Origin of the sequence: Burkholderia sp. HI2500, assembly GCF_002223055.1 — a bacterium.
Taxonomy (GTDB): Bacteria; Pseudomonadota; Gammaproteobacteria; order Burkholderiales; family Burkholderiaceae; genus Burkholderia.
The window spans coordinates 482,432-496,395 of sequence record NZ_NKFL01000005.1 but is presented as its reverse complement, the minus strand read 5'-3'; the positions used below and the strand labels follow the sequence as shown (position 1 = coordinate 496,395).

14 protein-coding genes and 1 riboswitch are annotated in these 13,964 nt (G+C 68.0%); of the genes, 5 read left to right on the top strand and 9 right to left on the bottom strand.

Annotated features, from left to right (window positions below; all coding sequences use genetic code 11):
* The first annotated feature begins 111 nt into the window (after positions 1-111).
* A riboswitch (FMN riboswitch) is annotated at positions 112-260 on the top strand.
* 118 nt (positions 261-378) lie between these two features.
* On the top strand, positions 379-1,089 hold the full coding sequence (gene ribB, locus CFB45_RS15195) for a 3,4-dihydroxy-2-butanone-4-phosphate synthase (RefSeq protein WP_039360016.1): 711 nt from the start codon (positions 379-381) through the stop codon (positions 1,087-1,089).
* Positions 1,090-1,195: 106 nt separating this feature from the next.
* Here ribB and CFB45_RS15190 read toward each other — a convergent pair whose 3' ends face one another.
* The 5 genes from CFB45_RS15190 to CFB45_RS15170 form a co-directional block, all read right to left on the bottom strand.
* Positions 1,196-1,882, bottom strand: coding sequence for an HAD family hydrolase (locus tag CFB45_RS15190; RefSeq protein ID WP_089426278.1), 687 nt, complete (start codon positions 1,880-1,882; stop codon positions 1,196-1,198).
* 202 nt (positions 1,883-2,084) lie between these two features.
* Positions 2,085-3,071: an inositol 2-dehydrogenase gene (gene iolG, locus CFB45_RS15185; protein ID WP_089426649.1), complete on the bottom strand. Its 987-nt coding sequence runs from the start codon at positions 3,069-3,071 to the stop codon at positions 2,085-2,087.
* A gap of 71 nt (positions 3,072-3,142) precedes the next feature.
* A complete protein-coding gene (locus CFB45_RS15180; RefSeq protein ID WP_089426277.1) occupies positions 3,143-3,970 on the bottom strand; it encodes a TIM barrel protein in 828 nt (275 codons plus the stop codon).
* A gap of 39 nt (positions 3,971-4,009) precedes the next feature.
* Positions 4,010-5,032, bottom strand: coding sequence for a xylose isomerase (locus tag CFB45_RS15175; protein ID WP_089426276.1), 1,023 nt, complete (start codon positions 5,030-5,032; stop codon positions 4,010-4,012).
* A 156-nt stretch (positions 5,033-5,188) separates the two neighbouring features.
* Positions 5,189-6,253, bottom strand: coding sequence for a LacI family DNA-binding transcriptional regulator (locus CFB45_RS15170; RefSeq protein WP_089426275.1), 1,065 nt, complete (start codon positions 6,251-6,253; stop codon positions 5,189-5,191).
* Between the two features lie 172 nt (positions 6,254-6,425).
* Between CFB45_RS15170 and CFB45_RS15165 the strand changes: the two genes are divergently transcribed.
* Genes CFB45_RS15165 through CFB45_RS15155 form a run of 3 tightly spaced genes read left to right on the top strand, consistent with a single transcriptional unit; the run spans position 6,426 to position 9,099 of the window.
* Positions 6,426-7,508 carry a fatty acid desaturase family protein gene (locus CFB45_RS15165; protein WP_089426274.1) on the top strand — a complete coding sequence of 361 codons (1,083 nt, stop codon included), beginning with the start codon at positions 6,426-6,428 and terminating at the stop codon, positions 7,506-7,508.
* A gap of 36 nt (positions 7,509-7,544) precedes the next feature.
* Positions 7,545-7,853 carry a non-heme iron oxygenase ferredoxin subunit gene (locus CFB45_RS15160; RefSeq protein ID WP_089426273.1) on the top strand — a complete coding sequence of 103 codons (309 nt, stop codon included), beginning with the start codon at positions 7,545-7,547 and terminating at the stop codon, positions 7,851-7,853.
* A gap of 4 nt (positions 7,854-7,857) precedes the next feature.
* A complete protein-coding gene (locus tag CFB45_RS15155; protein WP_089426272.1) occupies positions 7,858-9,099 on the top strand; it encodes an NAD(P)/FAD-dependent oxidoreductase in 1,242 nt (413 codons plus the stop codon).
* A gap of 95 nt (positions 9,100-9,194) precedes the next feature.
* On the opposite strand, the gene CFB45_RS15150 is transcribed toward CFB45_RS15155, so the two are convergent.
* The 3 genes from CFB45_RS15150 to glpD all read right to left on the bottom strand — a co-directional run bounded on the left by CFB45_RS15150 (position 9,195) and on the right by glpD (position 13,125).
* Complete coding sequence (locus CFB45_RS15150; RefSeq protein WP_006484467.1) at positions 9,195-9,911, bottom strand: MIP/aquaporin family protein; 717 nt, start codon at positions 9,909-9,911, stop codon at positions 9,195-9,197.
* Between the two features lie 81 nt (positions 9,912-9,992).
* Complete coding sequence (gene glpK, locus CFB45_RS15145) at positions 9,993-11,495, bottom strand: glycerol kinase GlpK (RefSeq protein ID WP_069248793.1); 1,503 nt, start codon at positions 11,493-11,495, stop codon at positions 9,993-9,995.
* A gap of 106 nt (positions 11,496-11,601) precedes the next feature.
* On the bottom strand, positions 11,602-13,125 hold the full coding sequence (gene glpD, locus CFB45_RS15140) for a glycerol-3-phosphate dehydrogenase (protein WP_089426271.1): 1,524 nt from the start codon (positions 13,123-13,125) through the stop codon (positions 11,602-11,604).
* A gap of 162 nt (positions 13,126-13,287) precedes the next feature.
* On the opposite strand from glpD, the gene CFB45_RS15135 reads away from it, so the two are divergent.
* Positions 13,288-13,656 carry a hypothetical protein gene (locus tag CFB45_RS15135; RefSeq protein ID WP_069248791.1) on the top strand — a complete coding sequence of 123 codons (369 nt, stop codon included), beginning with the start codon at positions 13,288-13,290 and terminating at the stop codon, positions 13,654-13,656.
* A 91-nt stretch (positions 13,657-13,747) separates the two neighbouring features.
* On the opposite strand, the gene CFB45_RS15130 is transcribed toward CFB45_RS15135, so the two are convergent.
* Positions 13,748-13,945, bottom strand: coding sequence for a hypothetical protein (locus CFB45_RS15130; RefSeq protein ID WP_011353109.1), 198 nt, complete (start codon positions 13,943-13,945; stop codon positions 13,748-13,750).
* Between the last annotated feature and the right edge of the window lie 19 nt (positions 13,946-13,964).

Sequence of the window (13,964 nt, the reverse complement as noted above, 5' to 3'; positions counted from 1 at the left end):
TGCCGTTAGACGGAGTCGTCAGTAAGGTTTTAGGGAGTGTCCGCTGCGCCGAGCGCGCAGCTGTTGTATGCTTGGCCCGCCGTCGATGGGGTTGGCCCATCCGGCAAATCAGTGCGTCTTCAGGGCGGGGTGCAATTCCCCACCGGCGGTAGGCTGGCGTAAGCCGGCGAGCCCGCGAGCGCCCGCGCATCCGCGCGGGGTCAGCAGATCTGGTCGAATGCCAGAGCCGACGGTCATAGTCCGGATGAGAGAAGATGTGCAGATAGTCATGTCCGTCAGGGCCGCTTCGCCATGTGTGCGAAGCGGGTTGTCGTTCTGTCTGTTTGCAATGCCCTGAAACGTTTTTCGCCCAAATCGTATTTGCGAGGAGCGTTTCACATGTCCTTGATGTCCGTTTCGTCGGCCCCCGCCGACGCCTTTGCCGATCTCCCGTTGCTGGATTCCGAACCGGTGCCGCCGCGCATCGCCGCCGCGCTCGAAGCGATGCGCGCCGGCCGTGCCGTGGTGCTGCAGGACGACCACGACCGCGAGAACGAAGCCGACCTGATCGTTGCCGCCGAGCGCATCACGCCCGAGACGATGGCGCTGCTGATCCGCGAATGCAGCGGCATCGTGTGCCTGTGTCTGACCGACGACACCGTGCGTGCGCTCGAGCTGCCGCCGATGGTGCAGACCAACGAGAGCCGCAACGGCACCGCGTTCACCGTGTCGATCGAGGCGCGCGAAGGCGTGCATACGGGCGTATCGGCGGCCGATCGCGTGACGACGATTCGCGCGGCGATCGCAGAAGGCGCGAAGCCGCACGACATCGTGCGCCCGGGCCACGTGTTTCCGTTGCGTGCGCAACCGGGCGGCGTGCTGGCGCGTCGCGGTCACACCGAAGGCACGGTCGACCTGTCGATCCTCGCGGGCCTGAAGCCGGCCGGCGTGCTGTGCGAGCTGATGAATCCGGATGGCACGATGACGCGCGGCGACGATGTCGAACGTTTCGCGCAACAGCACGGGTTGCCGATGCTGACGATCGCGGAACTCGTCGAGTTTCGCGAGGCGCTGGCCGCCGCGCGCGAGCGCTGCTGCGAACCGGCCTGAGTGCTGTGAAGGGGAAGGCGGGTGCGTTCGCGCGCCCGTTGCACGGCGTGCGTGAACCGGCGCACGCCGGATCGGCTCGATCAGCCTGATCGGGCCGGCACGACCATCAGGACTGTACGTCTCCGAATTCGCCGCGCATGCCGGCTTCGACGAGCGCCGGCAGTTCGTCCATCTTGCGCATGATTCGCGTGATGCCCATCGCGCGCAGCGCGTCCGCGTAGTTGTCGGGGATGTGGCTCGCGCCGACGAATGCGATCGTCTTCATGCCTGCCGCCCGCGCGGCATTCAGCCCCGACACGCTGTCCTCGACGACGATGCAGCGCTCCGGCGCGACGCCGAGCGTGTGCGCTGCATGCAGGTAGACATCGGGGTAGGGCTTCGGCCGCGCCACCTGCTCGGAGCTGAACACGCGATCGCCGAAGATCTCGGTGAGCGCCGCGCGCTTCAGCGAGCTGCGCACGCGGGCGAGCCGGCTGTTCGACACGACGGCCGCCGGCAGGCTCACCTTCAGCAGCGCGTCGCGCACGCCGGAGATCGGCGCGAGCGATTGCGCCAGCGCGCGCTCGATGTTGTGCTCGATGGTATCGATGAAGTTGGCCGGCATCTCGATCCCGAAGCGGGATTCGATTCCCGCCAGGAAGCGCGACGTCTGCTGGCCGAACGCCGACTTGGCGGCGGCTTCGAAATCGAGATTCGGGAACGTGGCGGACAGCGTGTCGAGCAGGACGCGGTCGGCAATGATTTCGCTGTCGACGAGCACGCCGTCGCAGTCGCAGATGAGGTGATCGAGCATGGTGGTGAAAAAGCGGGATGTCGGCGACACAGATCAATTCGCCATCATACGTGCATTCACGCACACGCCGCGCGACGCTTCGGCAAATTTTCCCGACGCGGCCGCGCGCTGGCTGCGTCTCGTCCGGGTGGGGTGCCGATCGTCCGGCGGCGGCCCGCTTGCGCGGTTCGCCGCCGCCTGTCACCGCTTGTCGCCCGTGACGTCACAGCTCGATTACGCGCCCCGTTTTCCACGAAGTCATCGCGGCCTCGGCCAGTTCGAGCGCGGCGAGCCCGTCGTCGATCGTCGTGCGGACCGGCGTGCCGTCGCGCAGCGCATCGACGAAGTGCGCGATCTCGGCCGCATACGCGTGCCGGTAGCGTTCGAGGAAGAACGGCTCCGGCACATCCGTCGCGATGCCGGCCGCGAGCCACGCGCTCACCTCGGTCGGCCGCACGTTGCCGGCCTGCAGCATTCCGGTGCTGCCGAGCAGCTCGAAACGCTGGTCGTAACCGTACGCGGCACGCCGCGACGTGTTGATCTGGCACAGCAGCCCGCGTCGCGTGCGGATCGTCACGGCCGTCGAATCGATGTCGCCCGCGTCGTGCACGGCCGGATCGGTCAGGCAACTGCCGGTCGCGTGCAGCGTCTGCGCTTCGTCGCCGAGAATCCAGCGGAACACGTCGAAGTCGTGGATCAGCATGTCCTTGAAGATGCCGCCCGAACTGCGGATGTAGTCGACGGGCGGTGCGCCCGGGTCGCGGCTCGTGACGACCAGCATTTCCGGCGCGCCGATCTCGCCGCGCTCGACGCGCGCCTTCAGCGCGGCGAACGTCGGGTCGAAGCGGCGCTGGAAGCCGATCATGCAGGTCACGCCGCTGCGCCGGACGGCGTCCGCGCACGTACGCGAGCGCTCGACGCTCAGGTCGACGGGCTTCTCGCAGAATTGGGCCTTGCCCGCATTCGCGGCCGCGACGATCAGGTCCGCATGCGTGTCGGTGCTCGACGCGATCACGACCGCCCGGACAGCCGGATCGCCGAGTGCGCGCTCGATGTCGGCCACCTGCGCGCCGTGCGCGTGGGCCAGCGCTTCGGCCGACGGCGCATGCCGGTCGATGACGTACTTCAGCTTCGCGCCCGGATGGCGCGCGAGATTCGCCGCATGGATCTTGCCGATCCGTCCCGCGCCGAACAACGCGAATTCGATCATTCCGTTCTCCTGTTGATTTCGTGAATATGCGCCGGTGCGCGGCTGCAGTTGGCCGTGCACCGTGGCGGCGCTCATTGATTCGCCAGTTCGCCGCGCACGTAGTCGATGCTCGCTCGCAGTCGGTCCTCGATGTCGTCGGCCTCGGCGATTTCGTGCGCGAACGGCTCGAACGAGAATGCGCCACGGTAGCCGCGCGCGAGCAGTTGGCGCAGTTGCCGGATATTGCCGAGCCGGTCGGCGCCGCCGACCAGCACGCGATGGCCGTCGCGCATCCGGTCGACCGGCAGGTCGTCCTCCTCGACGCCAGAGACGTGCACGAGGCCCGTCAGGGTCGGGAAGAAGATGTCCTCGCCCGACAGGTGATGGTGGAACGTGTCGTGCACGAGCCGGAACACCTGTTCGCCCGCCGCGTCGTAGATGCCTTTCACCGCATCCGACTTGCGGCGCAGCGCGCATTCCTCGAAGCCGAGCGGCTCGATGAAGCCGAGCAGGCCGCGCGCGTCGAGGATCGGCTTGAGCGCCTTCAGCGCCTTCACGAGATCCGCGTGGCGCACGTCCGCGCTGCGCGTGTCGCCGCGGCTGTTGGTCGGGCACAGCACCAGCGCACGCGCGCCGCATTGCGCCGCGTAGTCGGCCAGCACGGTCGCCTCGTCCGCGCGCTCGGCGTTCCATTGCTCGAAGCGCTGCAGCGCGTTGATCGTCAGGATCGTCACGCCGCCGGCTTCGGCCGTTGCGCGCACGGTGGCGGCCGGCGTGCCGTCGGCGATCTCGACGCCGTCGAGATCGTTGCGGATCTCGATCGTGTCGACGCCGAGGCGCTGGCACAGCGCGACGTAACGGTCGAACGGCAAGCGCGGGGCGCTCATCCGGTTCAGCGAAAAATGGAAGGCTTGCGTCATCGTTCTGTCCTTGGGTCTCGAGTGGGGGCGGGGGGCGAATCAGGTGCCGGTGTGTGCGACGTCGGCTGCCGGCGGCGCGGCGAGGGCACGCCACGTGTCGCGCAGCCAGTGCGCGCATGCGACGTTGTTGTCGAAGATCGAATAGCGCGCGCCGCCGCCGTAGTCGGGAAACGGGATGAATTCGCAACTGATCTGCTCGACGCGCGCCGGCTGTGCGTGGGCCTGCGCGTGCAGCAACTGCCGAAGCGCGGCCTTCCACGTGTCGAGTGCCTCAGCGCGCCATGCGCCGTGATAGGTGCCCGGTGCCGGCGCGACGAACGGATACTGGATGCCGCGCCCGGGCCTGCCGTCGGCGCGGCGCATCCACGCGTTGTCCGGATTATTCGGCATCACGCTGCGGGCATGCGCATGCCGGACCCAGCCGCACGCGATCCAGTCGGCGTAGAGGGCGTCGGGCGATGCAGGGTCGAGCAACCGCCGGCCGCCGTCGGCCGCGTCGCGGATGCCCGATGCATCGAGTTCGGTGTGGTTGCCGATCTTGAACAGCAGGTGCGAATGATCGAGCGTGATCCGGAACGGCACGCCGGCCTGCTCGACAAGCCGTGCGACGCGTGCGATGCGCGTGAAATCCTCGCTCCACATGTCGACGTGCACTTCGAGGCTCGGCAGGCAGCCGGCCGGCTCGCCGCGCTCGTAGGTCCGCAGGTAGAAATCGGCGACCTCGCGATCGGACAGCGGATGGCCGCTCGCGTGACGCGCATGCAGCTGACAGTTGAGCACCGTGCTGCCGAAGCGCGCGCCCGCGTCGACGATCTCGGCGACGTGCGCTTCGTCACGGCCCGCGCACCAGATGCCACCGATCACGCGAATCGGCAGCGCATGGCGTTCGACCAGCGCGAAATACGGCGACAGGTCCTCGCCGCGCGCCGGATTCTTTTCGACGTAGTCGAACACACCGGCGCCGGCGACCATCCGGAAGCGTTCGGCGGGCGCGGGCAACGGCAGGTCGTCGTGTTCGAGCACGCCGTCGAGGTTCACGCCGATGAGGATCGGTTCAGCCATCGTCTCCTGTCCGCCATTGTCATGGGATGGGCTGCCCAATGTACGGAGGCGCGGCGCGGGCTGCATGACAAACGTTGGCGAAAAATCGCCAACGCGGCAGTCGATATTTTCGCAACGCGCATGTGGCGCGACAGACGGTGGGCCGGGCGTTCGAATTCAGGCCGGCAGGTACGCGCTCGTCCGCACGTTTGCCGGACAGAACACGCGGAATTCGACCGGATCGGCCGGTGGCGGCTGTTCGACGATCCCGCACGCATGCAGCACGTGCTGCAGTGCGGAAATCACCTGGCCGTCCGGATCCTGGTCGATCGCGAGATCCATCGCGCCGGATTCGATGAAGGTGCGGTGCAGGTCGATCATCTCATGGCCGATCCACACGACGCGGCCGGCCGCGCCGGCCTTGCGCAGCGCCGCTTCGATGCCGGCCGAGCCGGCGCCGCTGTTGTAGATCGCGACCACGTCGTCGTGCGCATGCAGCGTCTTCGTCACCGCGCGGTAGCAGCGGTCGTCCTGGTCGAGCGTCTCGACCGGCTCGGCGTCGCAGCGGACGGCGGCGAACGCTTCGGCGAGCTGGTCGCGGCAGCCGGCCATCCGGTCGGCGTGCGCGCGGTAGCCCATGCGCCCGCCGAGCAGCAGCACGCGGCCGGGGTGTGCCGCCAGGCGGCCGATGTAATAGCCGGCCGTGCGCCCGGCCCGGTAGTTGTCGATGCCGGCGAAGTGCGCGCGGTCGATGCCGCCGATGTCGGTGACCATCGTGACGACGGTCTCGCCGCGCGCGATCGCGCCGGCCAGCGCGTCGCGCACGCGGCTCGTGTCGCGCGCCGTGACGATCAGCGCCGCGCGCCGGTAGGCGGGCCGTTCGATCAGCGCGGCGGCCCGCTCGTCGTCGGCGGCGGGCAGGATCGTCCGGTGCACGACCACGCGCCGGTCGAGCATCTGCAGCGAGCGCTGCAGCGCCAGCTGCAGCCGCTTGAAGAAAGCCGCGTCGGTGTCCGGCAGCAGCACGTCGACGTGGAGCAGCCCGTGCCGCGTGTCGGGCAACTGACGCGGCACGCCAAGCTGCCGCGCGGCCGCCACCACGCGTTCGCGCGCCTGCGCCGAGACGCTGCCGCGCTCGTTCAGCACGCGGTCGACGGTGGTCGTGCTGACGCCGGCAAGCGCCGCGATCTCGTCGAAGCGTGCGGTGCGCTTGCGCCAGCGCGGCCCGGATTCGCCTGCCATGGATGTCTCCATCGTGGGGTCGCCATCGAGACGTGGCAATGCGGGGAACGCTAAAGCGATGGCGAAATTTCGTCAACGTTTCGATTGAGCGAGGGAGGCCGCGGGCCTAATTTTGATTCCATGCCGAAGCGCTTGCCGCGCTTCCTACGAACAAGGAATCCAGGAGACGCACGTGGCTCATATCGACGACCAGGCGCACGACCGCACGGTGGCGCGCCGTCAGGCCTACCGGATGATCGGCGGCGCCGGCGAGCGCGCGCAGGCGGCCGGGCTCGCCAACGCGGAGTGGTATCGATGCCCGGTGCCGCGGCCGCTGATGAAGCAGCTGATGCAGCGCGGCAACGCGCGCGCGATCCGCGACACGCTGATCTGGTACGCGGCGATCGCGATCAGCGGGGGGCTCGCATGGCTGGCGTGGCGCGCACATTCGGCGTGGGCGATTCCCGCGTTCTTCGTGTACGGCACGCTCTACTGCAGCCCGGCCGACTCGCGCTGGCACGAATGCGGGCACGGCACCGCGTTCCGCACGCGCTGGATGAACGACGTGCTGTACCAGGTCGCGTCGTTCCAGGTGTTCCGCCGCGCGACGGCGTGGCGCTGGAGCCATGCACGTCATCACACCGATACGCTGGTCGTCGGGCGCGATCCGGAAATCGCCGCGCCGAAGCCGACCGACTGGGCCTCGCTCGCGCTGAACATCGTCGCGCTGAAGCACGTGGCCGGCGAGCTGCGCAAGATGATTGTGACGGCCTTCACCGGACGGCTCGACGACGAGGAGCGCACCTACGTGCCCGAATCGGAACGGCCGAAGGTGGTGCGCGAGTCTCGCCTCCATCTCGCGGTGTACGCACTCGTGACCGGTGCTTCGCTCTACTGGCACACGATCCTGCCGCTGCTCTACATCGGGCTGCCGAGCCTCTACGGCGCGTGGCTGTACCTGTATTTCGGCCTCACGCAGCACGCGGGCATGCCCGAGAACGTGCTCGATCACCGGCGCAACTGCCGGACCGTGATGATGAATCCGGTGTTCCGCTTCCTGTACTGGAACATGAACTACCACGTCGAGCACCACATGTTCCCGATGGTGCCGTTCCACGCGCTGCCGAAGCTGCACGAGGCGGTGAAGGCCGACATGCCGCCGCCGTACCGCAGCACGCTGGACGCGTATGCGGAGATCGTGCCGGCGCTGGTCAGGCAGACGCGCGACCCGACCGATTACGTCGTGCGGCCCGTGCCGGATGCCGCGCGCGCGTGACCGACATCGAACCTTCCAACCCAGGAGACATGCAACATGACGCAATGGATCGACACCGGCGCGCTCGACGACATCGACGACGAAGACGTCGCGCGCTTCGACCATGCCGGCCACACGTACGCGATCTACCGCATCGACGGCGAAGTCTATGCAAGCGACGGCCTGTGCACGCACGAGCAAGTACATCTCGCGGACGGGCTCGTGATCGACCACGTGATCGAATGCCCGAAGCACAACGGGCGCTTCGACGTGCGCGACGGCCGGCCGCTGTCCGCGCCCGCCTGCGAGAAGCTGCGCACGTACCGCGCGAAGATCGACAACGGCCGCATCCTGATCGAGGTGTAACGCGATGACGAGCGACCGGGTGATGGCGATCGTCGGCGCGGGCCACGCGGGCGGCCGCGCGGCGCAGGTGCTGCGCGAATCCGGCTGGGGCGGGCGGATCGTGCTGATCGGCGCGGAGGCGCACCTGCCGTACGAGCGGCCGCCGTTGTCGAAGGGCGTGCTGACCGGCGAACGCAGCGCGGCGCAGTGCCGGTTGCGCGATCCGGAAGCGTGGGCGGCCGATCACATCGAGCCGGTCGTCGCGACGGTCGAGCGTATCGATCCGGACGCACGCGAAGTGCGCCTGTCGGATGGCCGCGTGTCCGGCTACGACGCGCTGCTGCTCGCGACCGGCGGCCGCGCGCGTCGCTTGACGATTCCAGGTGCGACGTTAGACGGGGTGTTTGCATTGCGCACGCTCGACGACGCGGCGGCGCTCGGCACGCGGCTCGTGCCCGATGCACGGGTCGTGCTGATCGGCGGCGGTTTCATCGGCCTCGAAGTCGCGGCGTCGGCGCGACTGCGCGGGTGCCGCGTGACGGTGCTCGATGCGGCGCCGCGCCTGCTCGGGCGTGCGGTGCCGGAGGCGATCGCGGCGCGCGTGCACGCGCTTCACGAACGGCAGGGCGTGGCCATTCGCGTGAAGCGGAAGCCGGTTGCGATCGAGCGGACGGCGGGCGGCGCGCTGGCCGTCGTGCTCGACGACGGCGACACGCTGATCGCCGACACGGTCGTCGCCGGCATCGGCATCGAGCCGGCCGACGAGCTGGCGCGTGAGGCGGGCCTCGCCGTCGAGCGCGGCATCGTCGTGAACGAGCGGCTCGAGACGTCGGCGCGCGGCATCTACGCAGCGGGCGACGTGGCGGTGTTCCCGAGTGCGTTGTCGGGCCGGCCGGTCCGGCAGGAAACCTGGCACGGCGCCGAGACCCAGGCACGCGTCGCCGCGCGCAACATGCTCGGCGCCGACGAGCCGTATCGCGAGACACCGTGGTTCTGGTCGGATCAATACGACGCGCAGTTGCAGGTGGCTGGAGAGCCGGCGCTTGGCGAGCGATCGGTCGCGCGCGTGCTCGGCGACGACGCGGAAATCCATTTCCATTTCGATGCCGGAGCGCGGCTCGTCGCCGCAAGCGGTTTCGGCCGCGCGTCGGGGTTCGTCAAGGACATGCGGGTGGCGAGAATGCTGGTCGAGCGCGGGAGCGACGTGAGCCCGTTGGCTGTCGCGGATACGGGGGTGAAGCTGAAGTCGCTGGTATCGGCCGAGTGAGGCCGGTAGCGGAAACGAAGCGCGAGGGAAGGCGAACGAAGGAAGGAAAGCAAAACGCGCGGCGAGGACCGCCGCGCGTTTCGGTCAAGCCACGATCAGATCGTCGTATGCAGGTGCAGGTACAGGCCGGCCGCCGCGGCGCCGCCGAGCAGCGGACCGACGACGGGCACCCATGCATAGCGCCAGTCGCTGTCGCGCTTGCCGGGGATCGGCAGCAGCGCGTGCATGATGCGCGGCGACAGGTCGCGCGCGGGGCTCATCGCATAGCCGGTCGGGCCGCCGAGCGAGATGCCGATGCCGAGCACGAGCAGGCCGACGGGCAGTGCGTCGAGCGCGCCGAGGCCGACTTGCGGCGACGCGAGGTACAGCACGCCGAGGATCAGCACGAACGTGCAGATCGCTTCGGTCAGCACGTTGTGCGTGACGCTGCGGATCGCGGGCGCCGTGCAGAACACCGCGAGCTTCAGGTCCGCATCGGCTTCCTTCGCGAAGTGCTGGCGATAGGCGAGCCACACGAGCAGCGCGCCGGCCATCCCGCCGAGCATCTGCGCGAGGACGTAGCCGCCGACTTTCGACCACGCGAACTTGCCCGCGAGCGCGAGACTGATGGTAACGATCGGGTTCAGGTGCGCGCCGCTGAACGACGCGGTCACGTAGACGGCGACGAACACGGCCATCGCCCAGCCCATCACGATCACGATCAGGTCCGCGCCTTTGCCCTTGGTCTTTGCAAGCAGCACGTTGGCGACCGCGCCGTTGCCGAGCAGCACGAGGATCGCTGTGCCGATGAATTCCGCAATATAAGGTGACATGTTTGTCTCTCTTGAATCACGGCGGACTCGCGCAGTGCGCGGTCCGCCGGTGTTGTTGTATTTCGTCCGGATGCCTGACGGTTACTGCGCGTCGTCGGCCCATGCCTTCGCGGCACGCACCGCACGCTGCCAGCCCGACATGCAGCGTTCGACGTGCTCCTTCGGCATCGACGGCGAGAAGCGGCGATCGAGCTGCCACTGGTCGCGCACTTCGTCGAGGTTCTTCCAGTAGCCGATCGCGAGGCCCGCGAGGTAGGCCGCGCCGAGCGCGGTCGTCTCGGTGATCTGCGGACGCACCGCGTCGACGCCGAGCAGGTCCGCCTGGAACTGCATCAGCAGGTCGTTCGCGCTCGCGCCGCCGTCCACGCGCAGCTCGCCGATGCTGATGCCCGAATCGGCTTCCATCGCGGCTAGCACGTCGAGCGACTGGTACGCGATCGAATCGAGCGCCGCACGTGCGAGGTGCGCGGAGGTCGTGCCGCGCGTGACGCCGAACACCGAGCCGCGCGCCCGCGCGTTCCAGTGCGGTGCGCCGAGGCCGGCGAACGCGGGCACCAGGTAGACGCCGTCGGTGTGCGGCACGCTCGCGGCGAGCGCTTCGATTTCAGCGGCCGACTTGATGATGCCGACGCCGTCGCGCAGCCACTGCACCACCGCGCCCGCGATGAAGATGCTGCCTTCCAGCGCGTACTGCACGTCGTCGCCGATCTGCCAGGCGATGGTCGTGACGAGGTTGTTCTTCGACTCGATCGGCTTGTCGCCGGTGTTCATCATCAGGAAGCAGCCGGTGCCGTAGGTGTTCTTCACCATGCCCGACGTCGTGCACATCTGGCCGAACAGCGCCGCGTGCTGGTCGCCTGCGATGCCCGCGAGCGGGATCTTCGATGCGAACACGGTGGTCTTCGTGTGGCCGTAGATTTCCGACGATGCCTTCACTTCCGGCAGCATGCTGCGCGGGATGTCGAGCATGTCGAGCAGTTCGTTGTCCCACTCGCGCGTGTGGATGTTGAACAGCATCGTGCGCGACGCGTTCGTCACGTCGGTCACGTGCAGTTCGTGCTTCGTGAAGTTCCACACGAGCCAGCTGTCGACGGTGCCGAACGCGAGCTTGCCCTGCTTGGCCTTCTCGCGTGCGCCCGGCACGTTGTCGAGAATCCAGCGGATCTTGGTCCCGGAGAAGTACGAATCGATCGGCAGGCCGGTCTTCGCGCGCACCTTCGCCTCGAAGCCCTGGGCCTTCAGCGCATCGCAGAAGTCGGCCGTGCGGCGATCCTGCCAGACGATCGCGTTGTAGACGGGCTGGCCCGTCTCGCGATCCCAGACGATCGTGGTTTCGCGCTGGTTGGTGATGCCGATCGCGGCGATCGACGTGCCGTTCAGGCCCGTGCGCGTGACGGCTTCGGCGGCGACGCCGGCTTGCGTCGACCAGATTTCCTGCGGATCGTGCTCGACCCAGCCGGGTTGCGGGTAGATCTGCTCGAATTCCTTCTGGGCGATCGAAACGATATTGCCCTGGCGATCGAACAGCATCGCGCGGGAACTCGTGGTGCCCTGGTCAAGCGCGAGGATGTACTGATCCTGCATGTCTCTCATCTCCATCCGTGGATTTGGCTTAGTTGTGATGCGCGCCGCATGTGGGGCGGCGCGTCGGTGAGTCAACGTCGGTCAAGCAACTGCAACTGCATTCCGGTCAGGCGTGCGGCGCGTGCGCGGCGGCGAACCACGCGTCGACCGCGGCGGTCACCGCGTCGAGCGTGCCGGGCGCGACGTGCAGGCCGAGCTTCGAGCGGCGCCACAGCACGTCCTGCGCGCAGGTCGCCCATTCGGCGTCGCGCAGGTAGCGCAGTTCGGCGTCGTAGATGCCCGGTGCGATTTCGGTGCCGAGATCGGCGAGCGACTTCGCGCCGTCGATCACGCGTTCCGCGCGCGTGCCGTATGCACGGGCATAGCGGCGGGCGAGCGCGGCGGGCAGCCACGCATGGCGTTTGGCGAACGTATCGGCGAATGCGTCGAACTTCGCGTTCGCGATGTCGCCGCCCGGCAGCGCGACGCCGGCCGTCCAGGTCTTCGCGTCGCGGCCGAGTACGCGGCACAGCATGTCGCCGGCTTCTTCCGCGAGCTTGCGGAACGTCGTGATCTTGCCGCCGAACACCGACAGCAGCGGGGCGCCCGCGCCGTCGTCCAGCTCGAGGCGGTAGTCGCGCGTGACGGCCGATGCGTTCGCGGCGTTTTCGTCTTCCAGCAGCGGGCGCACGCCCGAGTAGGTCCAGTGCACGTCGGCCGGCGAGATCTTGCGCTTGAAGTAGCGGTTGATCGAATCGCACAGGTACTGCGTCTCGTCGCGATCGATCGCGACCTTCGCGGGATCGTTCGTGTATTCGACGTCGGTCGTGCCGATCAGCGTGAAATCGTGCTCGTACGGAATCGCGAAGATGATCCGCTTGTCCGGGTTCTGGAAGATGTACGCGTGGTCATGATCGAACAGGCGGCGCGTGATGATGTGGCTGCCCTTCACGAGCCGCACGCTGTGGTGCGCGCCGCGGCCGAGCGCGCCTTTCAGCACGTCGCCGACCCACGGGCCGGCCGCGTTCGCGATCGCGCGGGCATGCACGACGCGGATCGAGCCGTCGGCGTGCTGCAGTCGCGCTTCCCATTCGTCGCCGCGGCGTTCGGCGGACACCAGCTTCGTGCGCGTCAGGATCTGGGCGCCGCGCTCCTTCGCATCCATCGCGTTCAGCACGACGAGGCGCGCGTCGTCGACCCAGCCGTCCGAATAGACGAAGCCGCGCTTGATCGAATCGATCAGCGGCGCGCCGGCCGCATGGCGGCGCATGTCGATGCCGCGCGAGCCGGGCAGCAGTTCGCGTTTCGCGAGGTGATCGTAAAGGAACAGGCCGATGCGGATCAGCCAGGCCGGACGCAGGTTCGGCATGTGCGGCATCACGAAGCGCAGCGGCCACATGATGTGCGGCGCCGCGCGCAGCAGCGTCTCGCGCTCCTGCAGCGCCTTGCGCACGAGCCCGAACTCGTTGTACTCGAGGTAGCGCAGGCCGCCGTGAATCAGCTTCGTGCTGGACGACGACGTGTGCGACGCGAGATCGTCCTGCTCGCAGAGCATGACCGACAGGCCGCGGCCGGCCGCATCGCGCGCGATGCCCGCGCCGTTGATGCCGCCGCCGACGACGAGCAGATCGTAGCGATTCGGTTGGGTCACCTGCTGTCCTTATCGTCTGATGGAAATGGGTGAACAGGAAATGTTCGAATTCGAAATTTAACGAACGAAATCGAAAAAGTAAAGTTCGATAAAGCGGGGCCAGTAGCGCGCGGCGCGATCCCGGACGATACTGGCGAAATCGACCGTTTCACGAGGTGAATCATGCGTATTGGGATGTGGGCCGGCGTATGCGCCGTCCTTCTGGCGGGGTGCACTGCCGGGATGCCGCCGCTCGCCGGCAACTGGCGCACGCCGTCGTTCGTCGACCTGCAGACGTCATGCGGCGGCACGGCACGGGACTGGGGTGCGGACGCGCAGCCGGTCTACTCGACGCTGTATGACGCGTACGTGGCGAAACGGTATCGTGGGCTGACCGATGCGAACTATTGTGCGTTCGTAAACGAACTTTCGACGCACTATGCGGCGCCCGATGCGGCGGCGCGTGCCGGCTGGATCGCGTATTTCAACGGCGCGCGTGCGCAGGCCATCAGCTGGCGGGCGGCGGTCGATCCGACGCTGCGCGGCGGCTGAAGCAGGCTGCGGCGGGGCGGGGGGAGGGAAGCGGGGGTGACCGCGCGGCCCGGCAGCCGGGCGGCGCGGTCAGGTCAGGAACGGTGTGGTTTTACGAATAGCGGTACTTGATGGATCGCAGCGCGGCGTCGCCGGTTTCGGTCACGCAGTATTTGCGCCCCGAACCGAGTCCTTCCAGACGGACGAGCTGCTGTTCGAGCAGTGCGTCGATTTCGTCCCGATCCATGTGGGTTTGATCGGGAGCGTCCTTCACAAGCAATAGCGTGGCGAATTCATGCGGACTCAGCATCGTTCTCTCCATGGCGACC

What these genes read in the sequence shown, in the direction of transcription:
- ribB (WP_039360016.1), top strand. Translation starts at nt 379, where the DNA reads ATGTCCTTGATGTCCGTTTCGTCGGCCCCCGCCGACGCCTTTGCCGAT.
- CFB45_RS15190 (WP_089426278.1), bottom strand. Translation starts at nt 1,882, where the DNA reads ATGCTCGATCACCTCATCTGCGACTGCGACGGCGTGCTCGTCGACAGC.
- iolG (WP_089426649.1), bottom strand. Translation starts at nt 3,071, where the DNA reads ATGATCGAATTCGCGTTGTTCGGCGCGGGACGGATCGGCAAGATCCAT.
- CFB45_RS15180 (WP_089426277.1), bottom strand. Translation starts at nt 3,970, where the DNA reads ATGACGCAAGCCTTCCATTTTTCGCTGAACCGGATGAGCGCCCCGCGC.
- CFB45_RS15175 (WP_089426276.1), bottom strand. Translation starts at nt 5,032, where the DNA reads ATGGCTGAACCGATCCTCATCGGCGTGAACCTCGACGGCGTGCTCGAA.
- CFB45_RS15170 (WP_089426275.1), bottom strand. Translation starts at nt 6,253, where the DNA reads ATGGCAGGCGAATCCGGGCCGCGCTGGCGCAAGCGCACCGCACGCTTC.
- CFB45_RS15160 (WP_089426273.1), top strand. Translation starts at nt 7,545, where the DNA reads ATGACGCAATGGATCGACACCGGCGCGCTCGACGACATCGACGACGAA.
- CFB45_RS15155 (WP_089426272.1), top strand. Translation starts at nt 7,858, where the DNA reads ATGACGAGCGACCGGGTGATGGCGATCGTCGGCGCGGGCCACGCGGGC.
- CFB45_RS15150 (WP_006484467.1), bottom strand. Translation starts at nt 9,911, where the DNA reads ATGTCACCTTATATTGCGGAATTCATCGGCACAGCGATCCTCGTGCTG.
- glpK (WP_069248793.1), bottom strand. Translation starts at nt 11,495, where the DNA reads ATGCAGGATCAGTACATCCTCGCGCTTGACCAGGGCACCACGAGTTCC.
- CFB45_RS15135 (WP_069248791.1), top strand. Translation starts at nt 13,288, where the DNA reads ATGCGTATTGGGATGTGGGCCGGCGTATGCGCCGTCCTTCTGGCGGGG.
- CFB45_RS15130 (WP_011353109.1), bottom strand. Translation starts at nt 13,945, where the DNA reads ATGCTGAGTCCGCATGAATTCGCCACGCTATTGCTTGTGAAGGACGCT.